Origin of the sequence: Dictyoglomus sp. (assembly GCF_049968615.1) — a bacterium.
Lineage (GTDB): Bacteria > Dictyoglomota > Dictyoglomia > Dictyoglomales > Dictyoglomaceae > Dictyoglomus > Dictyoglomus turgidum.
Window position 1 is genome coordinate 279,551 of record NZ_JBMFQK010000001.1, and the last position, 12,200, is coordinate 291,750.

The following is a 12,200-nucleotide window of genomic DNA, read 5'->3' on the forward strand; positions in this document are numbered from 1 at the left end:
AAAACATGCTCAGGGAGATTCTTAAAGAAGCAGATGAAATCTTGAGAAAATCTCATGTCTTAGAGAATAAAGGAGGAAATGTCAGGAAAATAATTGATAAAGACAAGATATCAAAAGAGGACCTTTTTATTCTCCTCACTGATAATTCCGATGAAACTTTAATATTAATGGCTAATAAAGCAAAGAGACTTACAGAAAGGTATTTCGGAAAAGTTATAACCCTATTTACTCCTCTTTACCTTTCTAATTATTGTCTTTCTCCCTGTGAGTACTGTGGATTCTCAGCTAAACTTCAAATTCCAAGGAAGAAACTAAAGGAGGAAGAGATAATAAGAGAATACGAAGCCATCAAACAAACCAGCATTGACAGTATTTTACTTTTAACAGGTTGTGATAAAATTAATACTCCCTTTGAATATATCCTCTATGCAGTTAAACTTGCTAAAAAATATTTTTCAGAGATCTCCATTGAAGCATATCCTATGGAGGAGGAAGAATACAGAGTCTTAGTAAAGGAGGGTTTAACAGGAGTTGTTCAATATCAAGAAACTTATAATGAGGAAACCTATAAGAAGCTCCACCCTGTAGGTCCTAAGAGTGATTACGAATATAGATTACATACTCAAGAAAGAGCACTAAATGCAGGAGTTTATGAGGTAACTGTAGGAGTACTTTTAGGAATTAATGATCCCTATGAAGATGTGTTTAAGAGCATTCTTCATGCGGAGTACCTCTCTCAAAAATATCCAAAGGCTGAGATTAATATATCTTTCCCAAGATTTAGAGACCCCAAAACAGGCTTCAAACCCAAGTACCAAGTAAACGAAAAATTACTTTTAAGGTTTATTTTCTGTGCAAGAATTTACCTACCCCATGTAGGAATAACCATATCCACAAGAGAAAACAGCAGATTCAGAGATAATATCATTGGCTATGGAGTCACTAAAATGTCTGCAGGTTCAAAAACTACTGTAGGGGGATATGCTCAAACTGAAACAACAAGTGTTCAATTTGAAACTGATGACAGAAGAACTGTAAATGAAGTTATTAATGCAATAAAAAATAGAGGATATAGACCAGAATTCACAAATTGGATAAAAGGAGGCCTATATTAATGAATTCTTTTGAGGAAATGCTCCTTAACTATTTCACAAAAGAACAACTTGATAAAATTCAAAAAACCCGCATTGTAATAATGGGATGCGGAGGGCTTGGTTCCAATGGTGCCATTTCTCTAACACGCACAGGATTCAAAAACTTTATCCTCATAGATTATGATAAGGTTGAAATTTCAAATCTTAATCGTCAAGCCTACTTTCTCCATCAAATAGGAATGCCTAAGGTAAAAGCTCTAAAAGAAAATTTATTAAAAATAAATCCCGACTGTAATATTGAGGAATATGAAGAAAAAATAACCCCTGAAAATATAGAAATATTTATGAATAAAGGGGATATTATCATGGAGGCCGTGGATTCAGCCCAAACAAAAACTCTTATTCTCAATACTGCTATAAAACTTAACAAGAAAATTGTCTCTGCATCGGGAGTATGTGGTTATGGAAATTCTGAAAAAATAAAAATAAAAAGATTTAATAATATCTCTATCGTAGGTGATTTTGAAAGTGATAACTCTCTTTTCAAACCCTATGCCCCTAAGGTAATTGCAATTTCAAATATTCAATGTGATGAAATCCTAAGGATGGTGCTTTATGAATAAAAAAGAAAAATTAGAGCTATTAAAAGATTTCAATCTATACTGCCTAACCTGTGAAGAATATTCCATAGGAAGGAAGAATATTGATGTGGTAAGAGAAATTCTTGAAGCAGGGGTAAAGATTATACAATACCGAGAAAAGAAAAAACCTATGAGAGAAAAATATCATGAAGTCATAAAAATAAGAGATTTAACTGCTAAGTATAATGCTTTACTTATAGTAAATGATCACCTAGATCTTACAAAAATAGTTGAAGCAGATGGGGTACATATTGGACAAGAAGATTATCCTATAGAGGTTGCTAAAGAGTTCTTAGGGGAAAACTTCATTATAGGTCTCACTACTCATACAAAGGAACAAGTTATGGAGGCATTACGAAAAGGAGCTGATTATATTGGACTTGGACCTATATTTCCAAGTTATACAAAAGAAAAACCTCACCCACCAATCGGAATAGAGATTCTTGATTGGGCTATCAAGAATATCAGTATTCCCGTTGTTGCCATTGGGGGTATAAAAGAATCCAATATCCATGAGATACTAAATCTGGGAGCCAAATGTATAGCTATGGTGACTGAGATTGTTTCTTCTCCAAATATTTATGAGAAAACGAGAAAAATCATCCACATATTGGAGGGATATAAAAATGGAAAATACATTGCTTGAAAAAGCCCAAAAAGGAGAACTTTCTTATGAGATAAAATCTGCATTTGAAAATGAAGAAATACCAGCAATGGAAATCTTATTAAAAAACATAGTTGAAGGAAAAACTGTTATTCCTGCTAATAAAAAAAGAAAAAGAAACAAATACTATGCCATTGGAAAGGATTGTACAGTGAAAATAAATGCAAATATAGGAGTTACAGGAAGCTATTCTAGCTTTGATAAAGAACTTAAAAAGGCTGAACTTTGTGAAAAATATAATGTGGAATCAGTTATGGATCTCTCTTGCGGTACTTTTGCTAAAAGATTTAGAGAAAAGCTTATAAATGAATTCTCTTTTATAGTGGGAAGTGTTCCTATATATGATCTTTCCGTTAAATTTAAGGATTTTACAAAAGCAAAGCCAAAGGATTTTTTGGAAGTTCTTGAAGAACACGTAGAAACTGGAGTTGACTTTGTTACTATACATGCAGGAATAAATAGGGAACTTGTGGAAAAATTGAAAGATAAAAACCGTCTCCTAAATATTGTGTCTCGTGGTGGCTCCATGATCTATAAGTGGATGGAGACAAATAACTTCGAAAACCCCTATTTTGAATATTTTGAAGATGTACTTAAAATATTGAAAAAATATGATGCGACTATAAGTATAGGTGATGCTTTTAGACCAGGATGCATACAAGATGCAGGAGAAGAGCTACAAGTAAGAGAAACTTACATAGTAAGTAAACTCGCAGAAAAGGCAAGGGAATATGGTGTACAAGTAATTATTGAAGGTCCTGGCCATGTAAGAGCTAATGAAATTTATTGGACAGTAAAAATGATTAAAAAAATCTGCAAAGATGCCCCTTTATATGTTTTGGGGCCCCTTACTACAGATATTGCAGCAGGCTATGATCATATATCTGGAAGTATGGGAGCATTGATTGCATCCCTTGCTGGAGCTGACTTCCTCTGCTATGTCACTCCTGCAGAACATTTAAGACTTCCAGATTTAGAAGATGTAAAAGAAGGAATTATTGCTTTTAAAATCGCAGCCCATAGTGCCAATATAGCAAGAGGATTTAGAAAATCTATTGAAAAGGATATAGAGATGTCCTTGGCAAGAAGAGAGTTGAACTGGGAAAAGATTATAAATCTTTCTATAGATCCTGAGAAGACAAAAAGATATAGAGGAGAACTCCATAATACTTGTACCATGTGTGGTGAACTTTGTGCCATCAAAAACAGTAGTTAAAATATTAGTTATAGCGGGATTAGATCCATCAGGGGGTGCGGGAATATTCCTGGATATAAAAACAATCCAAAGGCTTGGAGGATATGCTTTTGGTATTCCTACCTGTCTTACTGTCCAAAATACCCAAAAAGTCTACAAAGTTTACGAAATAAATCCAAGATACTTTTTGAAAACCTTTGAAGTTTTAATTAAGGATGTAGGAGAACTTGATAGTGTAAAAATAGGAGTCCTATATTCAAAAAAAATCATTGACTTAACTATAGAACTTATTAAAAAATATCAACTTAAAAACATAGTTCTTGATCCAGTAATAAACCCTACAAAAGGAGTTTTACTCCTTAAAAAAGATGCTTTTTCCTCTTTCCTAAGGCTGATATCCTTATGTACAGTGATAACTCCAAACATACCAGAAGCAGAAATCCTAAGTGGAAAGAGAATAAAATCCTTGGAAGATATGGAAACTTCTATAGAAGAAATCAGTAAAAAATTTGAAATTGAAAATATAGTTTTAAAGGGTGGACATTTAAATATAGAAAACAAGGTTTATGACTTACTTTATTCTAGAAATAGATTTGTATTATTTGAAAAGGAGTATTTAAAAGATCAAAATATCCATGGGACAGGATGTCTGTTTTCCTCAATTCTCTCCTTTTTTCTTGCCCAAAATTTAAACATAGAAAAAGCATTTTATGAAACACAAAACTTTTTTCAGAAAATCATTAAAAAAACTATAAAGATAGGAAAAGGGCAGGACTTAGTAAATTTTTAAGACTTTTCCTAATTTTCTCAGGAACTGCTTGTACAACTCCTTCTACTCCGCCTCCTACTGGACCCGAAGAGGATACAGCAATATTTAATTTTGAGGATGGAACTCAAGGATGGCAAAAAGCAAGTGGTGATGATGGGTCAGCAGTAATAGGTGTTTCTCAGGATACCACAAAAGCTTATAAAGGAAATGGTAGTTTAAAAGTAGACGTAAAGTTAATTAAGGGAACTCAAGAAAAAGCGGGAGTAGAAGTATATTTTGCTGAACCTGTAGATATGACTGGAAAAACATTGACAATACACATGTACATTGATCCTAACTTAAAAGGAACCAATAATGGCATACAAATATTTGCAAAGGACAGTGATTGGTCTTATGGAGCAGGACCTTGGATCAACGTATCTGACAGCAATGTAGGAACATGGACAGAAGTAACACTAAATTTTGATAACCCAAATTGGAGTTGGGCAGGTGGAGGATCTGATGGTCAATTAGATATAACCAAAATAAAGGCAATTGGAATCAAAATCCTGATGGGTGGAAATGCTCCAGCAGGAGAAACTCTTGAAGGTTCCTATTGGCTTGATTCTATAAACTACTAACATAAAAATTAGAGCGAGAGGCTACTTTTATTAAGCCTCTCGCTCTACCAATTTAGTCTAACCACTTCTTCATTTATACCTTCATCGCTGACTTTTATCAAAATAAAATGAGGCTTTCCCTCATCAAGGTCCGATGAAATGTAAGGACGGGCGCCACCAATTCCAGAGATGATATAAACAACTCCGTTAATTTCTTTCCTATAATACATATGAATATGCCCTGAAAAAACATAATTTACATGATATTCCTCAAATAATTTCATTAATATTTTAGACTCTACAGGATCTGCCTTGTGAAAAAGGAAAAACCAACTTGGAGATATAACTGGTTGGTGCATAAAAACAAATTTATATTTCTTATTGGTCCCCTTAAGTACTTCAATTAACCATTCAAGCTGAACCTTTCCAAGAGATCCCGAAGCGTTATTCAGAATAATAAATCTTGCATTCTCATAGTCAAAATAATAATACAAGGGTCTCTTAGTAAAGCTTTGAAACCTTGCCCCTTTAGGATCTTTATATAAATCATGATTCCCAGGAACGATATAAAAGGGTACACTTACATTCTTTAAAATGCTTCCCACATACCGATACTCTTCGTCACTACTTTCTACCAGAATATCTCCCAGCTGAACTATAAAATCAGGTTTTCTTTTTACAACTTCAGAAAGATTTCTTTCAAAAACTCCAAAAACAGGCCTTCCCGCTCTATCTCCAATTACCGCAAAAGTAAAAGCATAAATTGTTGAATATAGACTAATAAATAAAAAAATTATTGCTAATATTTTACTTGTATTTCTCATCTTATTAGACTAATATATATCTCCTTCTCTTTTACAACTTTACTTTCTATCTCCCTTATAATTTTATTAAAAACTTCATCCTTATTAGATTTACTTAGTTTACTCTCTAACACACTATAAATCAATCCCCCAGCCTCAACTATAAAGTTTTTAATTTCATCTTCGCTGTATTTGTCCTTCTCTTTATAAAAATATATAAAGTTAGGCCTTCTATCAAGCACTATATGATTAAATAAATATCGTACATCAAGCAAAGAACTTTCTACAAACTCACTCCATGCTTTTTCAATCTCTTTGATCAAATTCTCTTCCTTTAGTTCCCTTTTTAAAGTATTCCAAAAAATATAGAAAGAATAAATCATAGCTATTTTATAGTCACTCTTCACATTTATCAAACAATTATTAATTGTTAAATTAGCAATAACATTTTGAGTATATATTTTCTCTAAAGGAGAATAATCAAAAACTTGCCTTAAAGTTCTCTCTCCATCAAAGAAAAGAGAAACCACAAATTCATCTGTCCTTAAATCTCTACATACAGGAACAAATATATCATTTCCCTCACCCTTTAATACTACCGAAAATTGTTCAGCTTTTGTCTTGTCGATTTCACTTTTCACATACTTATTCAGAAAATCAAATACATTTCTTATAGCTAATTCCACTTCATTAAAATCAAATCTTGTCAAATGCCTATAGAAGTAATGCCATGACATCTTTTCAGAATTTATCAAATCCTCTAACAAGCCTGAAAAATCCTCATGAATTTTAGAGACAAAACTCTGAATATCCTTTTTCAGCCCTCTTTCATTAATCAAGTATCTTCTGCCTTCTTCCTGCATCAAAAATTTCCAAAACCTCCATAGTATATATATCCAGAAGAGCCTCTCATCATCGTCTACTCTAAGAAGCTTTCCCTCCCTTATCAATTTCTGAATTAACTCAAGAGCTTTTAGCTCTCCTAATGGTGAGTTTAAAACCACATCCCTTACTTTAGCAGTACCATCAAAAGAGGAAGATACCACTTCTTCTTCTAAAGCAAGTCCATCCATTCTAACAGGAAGTAGCACAAAGTCGCTTAAATAGTTCATTAAGTCAAGATGTTTAGAGAAATTTACAATAATCTCAAGAGGATCTAAATTCAAAGTTTTATTCTGGGTCTTCTCTTCAGGATAAAAAACAAAGTCCCCTATATTCCAGAGCACAAGTCCCAAAACTGCATTATATCCCTCTATAAAACCAGTTTTAACATTAACTATCTTACCATTTTCAAAAAATACCTCTACCCTCTTTAAGCCGTTATCTATTTCAAGCTTTCCTGTCTTTCTTCCTATGGAAAGAGTCTGAAGTAATTCCCAAAGAGGAATACTTTGTAAATCTCCCCTTATACCCATAACATTCCCCCTTTTCCCCTTCCTAAATAAATTTTATCTTAGTAAACCCATTTTTCTTTTCCTATATTGATCAAAGATAATTGCTGCTATAATTATTGCACCTATAGCTGAGGGTTGCCAGTAAGCTGGAAAACCTAAAAGTACCATTCCTGTTCTTAGAACCTGCATAATAGCAGCTCCAATAATAACTCCAAGAACTGTTCCTTCACCTCCAGCAAGAGAAGCTCCACCTATAACTGCCGCAGCAATTACATCAAGCTCATAACCTAAAGCTGCTGTTGGGGCAGCTACGCCTAATCTTGCAGTCATTAAAATACCACCAATAGCTGTAAGAACACCACAGAGAGTATATACTAAAATTTTTATTCTTCCAGTATTAATACCTGAAAGCCTTGCAGCCTGCTCATTTCCACCAACCGCATATATCTTATATCCCCAAGAGGTTCTATTAAGAAAAATTGATGTAATTACTCCTAAAATTATCATAAATATTACAGGAAGAGGTATACCTACACCTAAAAAGGGAACATCATATTGGCCAAGGAAATTAAAGGATTTTGGAAGATCTCTAACGGGCCACCCACCTGTTACTCCATAACAAAAGCCCCTTGCAATATTCATAGTACCAAGAGTAGCTATAAAGGGCGGAAGATTAGTTTTACTTATGAGTATTCCATTTATAAAACCTATTAATCCTCCAATAAATATTCCACCAAGAATAGAGAGAAAAACCCCAAAATTTGCTTTAAGCATCATGGCTGTTATTAGTCCTGCCATAGCCATTACTGAACCTACAGAAAGATCTATTCCTCCAGTAATAATAACCATCAATATACCAAAACCACTAATGGCAATCCAAGAAAAAGCCCGTAATATATTAAATATATTTGTAGAGGTTAAAAATGTTTCGGTAGTTAAGCTTAGAAAAAGAGATAGTAAAAATAATATGACCAATATTCCTAACTCTTGAATCCTACCAGTTCTTATTAGCCTTTTACTTTTCACACCCTCTTTCATTTCTAATCCTCCTCTCATTTAATTAACTATATTTCCAGAGGCATATGCCATAATTTTTTCTTGCGTGGCCTCTTCCCTTGAAACTTCTGCTACAATCTTTCCTTCACTCATAACAAGAATTCTATCGCTCATGGCAAGGACTTCAGGCATTTCCGAAGATATCATGATTATAGAAATTCCAGATCTGGCAAGTTGACTCATAATCGCATGTATCTCAGCCTTTGCTCCTACGTCTATTCCTCGAGTAGGTTCATCAAGAATAAGTATCTTAGGCTCGGAAGCAAGCCACTTTGAAAGTACTACTTTTTGTTGGTTTCCTCCCGAAAGATAAAGAACTTTCTCAAATACCGAAGGAGTCTTAATATTTAATCTCCTAACAAATTCTTCTGAAATCTTTGTAAGCTTAGCTTTATCAACAAAATTCAAAAGTTTTAATAATTTCTTTATAATTGTTATTCCTATGTTTTCTCTAATAGGCATATTTAATATCAAGCCTTGATTCTGTCTATCCTCAGGTACTAATCCAATTCCAAATTTAACAGCATCCTCAGGAGAATTTATCTCTACTTTATTACCCTCAATAAAAATCTCTCCTGATTTTTTAGGATCAGCACCAAAAATCAGTCTCACAAGTTCTGTTCTTCCCGAACCTACAAGTCCTGCAATTCCAAGAATCTCTCCTTTATAAAGAGTGAAACTAACATTTTTAACCACATTACTACTCAAATTTCTAACCTCAAGAATTGGCTCTCCCTTGATACCTTCTTCCCTCTTAAACATATCTCCAATAGGCCTATTTACCATAAGATAAATAACTTTGTCCGGTGTAGCCTCGTCCTTAGACATATATCCCACTAATTTACCATCTCTTAATATGGTTATTCTATCGGCAATTCTAAATACCTCTTCCAATCTATGAGAAATGAAAACAATAGCAATACCCTGATCTTTCAACTGCTTTATTACTTCAAAAAGTTTTTCTACTTCTTCCGGACCAAGAGCTGAGGTAGGCTCATCCATAATTATTATTTTTGCCTTGAGAGCTAAAGCTTTTGCTATTTCTACAAGTTGGATCTGAGCTACCGAGAGATTTTTAACCAGCTCATCAGGAGGAATGTTAGCTCCTACCCTTTCTAAAAGCTTTTTTGCTCTCTCCTCTATTTCTTTTTTATCCACAAAACCAAGAAAACCCCATATTCCTTTTCTCTTAATCTCCCTTCCAAGAAATATATTCTGTGCCACAGTTTGATTAGGAGTTACATTCAATTCCTGATGAATAGTACTAATTCCTAAAAGCTGAGCATGATAAGGATCTTGTATCTCAACCCTCTTACCTTCAAGATAAATCCTCCCTGAATCCCTTTTATAAACTCCACTTAAGATCTTCACAAGGGTTGACTTACCTGCACCATTTTCTCCCACAAGTGCCATAACCTCGCCAGCATATGCCTCAAAATCTACCCTATCAAGAGCTTGAACTCCTGGAAATGCTTTAGATATTCCCTCCATCCTTAAAATTGGCTCCAAGCTTACTCACCTCCTTATTTAAAAAGAGGGTACGGCCTTAAAAAAGCCGTACCCTCTATACTTCTTAGTGTATCATTAGTTTAGAATGGAGGTGGAAGAGGTGTCTTGAAATCTTTCAAGAGCCATGCCCTAATCATTGCATCTACATTTTTCTGGGTTACAATATCCATTCCAGAGTCAATCCAATCTGGGAACTTTTCGTTATTTACCACTTTCCTATAAAGGATATCTATAGCATCATAACCCCAACCCCAATATTTTTGACCTACTAAACCGCAAAGATATCCCTCTTTAAGTAATTGTAGTTCCACAGGAAGAGTATCAAAAGCAACAGTAAATACTTTCTTAGCCTTTGCAGCCTTTTCCCAAAGAGGCATAGATCCTCTTTCTGCAAAGAGGGGCCAAAGTCCTACAAAGAACCAACCTCTAAGCTTTGGATACTTCTGCATAGTCTCTTCTACTACCTGTACTCCTCTATTAATATCATCATAACAAGCTACAGTAGTAACAATCTTTATCTTTGGATATTTCTTAATTTCATCTTTGAATCCTCTCATTCTTTCCTCTAAGTTAAGAGCTCCAGGTACACCAGTTAAAAGTGCCACATCTCCACTGGTACCCATAGCTTTTACAAGGAGTTTTGCAGCCCATTTACCGCCCTCATAGTTGTTAACTCCAAGATATGTGAATCTCTTACTCTTGGGAGAATCTGCGTCAAAAGTCATTACCGGAATTCCTGCCTCAACTGCCTTATTAATTACATCTATCAAAGCGGTAGGATCATTACAAGAAATAGCTATCCCATCAACCTTTCTTGCAACGACATCTTCCACAACTCTTGCTTGCTCCGTAGCATCAGAAGCTACTGATGCCACATATAGAACCTCTACTTTATAAGGACCTTTCTTAGATAGTTCTTCTGCTCTCTTAAAAGCACCGTCTCTACCAAGCTCAAATACTGGGTTATTCAAAGCTTTAGGAATCCATGCGAATACGAGTTTTTTAGGAGTCTGGGCTGTAGTAGCCATCAAAAGGAATACCGTAACGATGAATAGAATTACTAAAAGCTTTTTCATTACCTCACCCCCATTAAATTAGTTAGTAAGACTCGTAAATAAAGAAACCTTAAGAAAATCTTTCACCTGAACTCTAACCCCTATATCACCCCTTCCTATTCAGTTTGTAGAATAATTTTTAAATTTAATGTTATAATAAATCAATAAAAATTTTAGGAGACTACCATGAAAAACACAACTAAAATTTTCGTCTTGTTAATTCTTCTTATTTTCTCCTTTGCTCTTGCCGAAAACGTGGACAAAAATCTATTAACCATAGCTAAGGGGAATAACCTTTTTGGCCTGAACCTCTATCAAAAACTAACTATAAAAGAAGGAGGAAATATTTTCATCTCACCTTATAGCATATCTTCAGCTCTCGCCATGACTTATGCTGGTGCAAGGGGAAACACTAAAAAACAAATGTCAGAGGTATTATATTTTAATTTGCCTGATGATGAATTACATTTCGCCTTCTCAAAACTAAACTCCATACTCAATACCCCTAAAAGTGATTTTCAACTTGCCATTGCCAACTCTCTATGGGGACAGATTAATTATCCTTTCCAAGAAGACTTTCTTGATCTTGTTAAAAAATATTATTCTGCTGGATTTAATTTAGTAGATTTTGTAGACGAAATTAATAGAGAAAAGGCAAGAAATGAGATAAACAAATGGGTAGAAGACAGGACAAACCAAAAAATAAGAGAACTAATACACAAAGAAGATCTCAATCCTATGACAAGACTTGTCCTTGTCAATGCTATCTACTTTAAAGGCAAGTGGAAGTACACTTTTAATAAAGAAGAAACAAGAGAAATGCCATTTTTCCTCAATGAAAATAAAACCTTAAAGGTTTCTATGATGCACCAAATTAATGAGTTTAATTACTATGAAGATAAAAATCTTCAAGCTATTGAGCTTCCCTACTCAGGTGATGAACTCTCTATGGTGGTAATCCTTCCTAAGGAAAGAAATCTTTCAAAAATTGAGAAAAATCTAACTTATGATATGTTAAACAGTATTAGTCGTAGTATGGAGAAAGAAAAAGTAGATTTATATATTCCCAGATTTAAAATAGAGAAAAGATATATCTTAAATGAAGCTTTAATGAAACTTGGAATGACCGATGCTTTTATTGATATGCTTGCAGACTTTTCAGGAATGACAGGAGATAAAGACCTTTACATAAGTAAAGTAATTCACCAATCCTTCATAGAAGTTAACGAAGAAGGAACCGAGGCAGCTGCAGCAACAGCAGTTATAATGTCAGGAAAAAGTATAGGATTAGGCCCTAAAGTATTCAAAGCTGATCATCCATTTCTCTTTTTCATAATTCATAAGCCCACAAATACAATTCTCTTCATGGGGAGATTTATAGAACCTTGATTTTTTGGTAATATTAATAAAAAAATAATTTG

At 34.1% G+C, this 12,200-nt stretch carries 12 protein-coding genes; 7 read left to right on the forward strand and 5 right to left on the reverse strand.

The window, feature by feature from the left end:
- Positions 1-5 precede the first annotated feature (5 nt).
- The 6 genes from thiH (at position 6) to ACP5QL_RS01475 (ending at position 4,983) form a co-directional block, all read left to right on the forward strand.
- Complete coding sequence (gene thiH, locus ACP5QL_RS01450; protein WP_272995198.1) at positions 6-1,115, forward strand: 2-iminoacetate synthase ThiH; 1,110 nt, start codon at positions 6-8, stop codon at positions 1,113-1,115.
- Positions 1,115-1,717, forward strand: coding sequence for a sulfur carrier protein ThiS adenylyltransferase ThiF (gene thiF / locus ACP5QL_RS01455; protein ID WP_012584006.1), 603 nt, complete (start codon positions 1,115-1,117; stop codon positions 1,715-1,717). The genes thiH and thiF overlap by 1 nt, the downstream gene beginning before the upstream one ends.
- Positions 1,710-2,381, forward strand: coding sequence for a thiamine phosphate synthase (gene thiE, locus ACP5QL_RS01460; RefSeq protein WP_272995196.1), 672 nt, complete (start codon positions 1,710-1,712; stop codon positions 2,379-2,381). Before thiF ends, thiE begins: the two co-directional genes overlap by 8 nt.
- On the forward strand, positions 2,362-3,615 hold the full coding sequence (thiC, locus tag ACP5QL_RS01465) for a phosphomethylpyrimidine synthase ThiC (protein ID WP_012584008.1): 1,254 nt from the start codon (positions 2,362-2,364) through the stop codon (positions 3,613-3,615). The genes thiE and thiC overlap by 20 nt, the downstream gene beginning before the upstream one ends.
- Positions 3,593-4,384 (forward strand): bifunctional hydroxymethylpyrimidine kinase/phosphomethylpyrimidine kinase, encoded by a 792-nt coding sequence (gene thiD, locus ACP5QL_RS01470; protein WP_012584009.1) that lies wholly within the window; start codon positions 3,593-3,595, stop codon positions 4,382-4,384. The genes thiC and thiD overlap by 23 nt, the downstream gene beginning before the upstream one ends.
- A gap of 272 nt (positions 4,385-4,656) precedes the next feature.
- A complete protein-coding gene (locus ACP5QL_RS01475; RefSeq protein WP_273334085.1) occupies positions 4,657-4,983 on the forward strand; it encodes a hypothetical protein in 327 nt (108 codons plus the stop codon).
- Between the two features lie 44 nt (positions 4,984-5,027).
- On the opposite strand, the gene ACP5QL_RS01480 is transcribed toward ACP5QL_RS01475, so the two are convergent.
- The 5 genes from ACP5QL_RS01480 to ACP5QL_RS01500 form a co-directional block, all read right to left on the reverse strand.
- On the reverse strand, positions 5,028-5,786 hold the full coding sequence (locus ACP5QL_RS01480) for a metallophosphoesterase family protein (RefSeq protein ID WP_272995192.1): 759 nt from the start codon (positions 5,784-5,786) through the stop codon (positions 5,028-5,030).
- The gene (locus ACP5QL_RS01485) at positions 5,783-7,180 is read right to left on the reverse strand and encodes a DUF4388 domain-containing protein (protein WP_428125006.1); all 1,398 of its coding nucleotides are present in this window, start codon (positions 7,178-7,180) and stop codon (positions 5,783-5,785) included. Before ACP5QL_RS01485 ends, ACP5QL_RS01480 begins: the two co-directional genes overlap by 4 nt.
- 33 nt (positions 7,181-7,213) lie before the next feature.
- Positions 7,214-8,197: an ABC transporter permease gene (locus ACP5QL_RS01490; protein ID WP_272995189.1), complete on the reverse strand. Its 984-nt coding sequence runs from the start codon at positions 8,195-8,197 to the stop codon at positions 7,214-7,216.
- 18 nt (positions 8,198-8,215) lie between these two features.
- The gene (locus tag ACP5QL_RS01495; protein ID WP_353745317.1) at positions 8,216-9,706 is read right to left on the reverse strand and encodes a sugar ABC transporter ATP-binding protein; all 1,491 of its coding nucleotides are present in this window, start codon (positions 9,704-9,706) and stop codon (positions 8,216-8,218) included.
- A gap of 98 nt (positions 9,707-9,804) precedes the next feature.
- On the reverse strand, positions 9,805-10,800 hold the full coding sequence (locus tag ACP5QL_RS01500; RefSeq protein WP_012584015.1) for a sugar-binding protein: 996 nt from the start codon (positions 10,798-10,800) through the stop codon (positions 9,805-9,807).
- A 165-nt stretch (positions 10,801-10,965) separates the two neighbouring features.
- On the opposite strand from ACP5QL_RS01500, the gene ACP5QL_RS01505 reads away from it, so the two are divergent.
- Positions 10,966-12,168: a serpin family protein gene (locus ACP5QL_RS01505; RefSeq protein ID WP_272995187.1), complete on the forward strand. Its 1,203-nt coding sequence runs from the start codon at positions 10,966-10,968 to the stop codon at positions 12,166-12,168.
- The last annotated feature ends 32 nt before the right edge of the window (positions 12,169-12,200 follow it).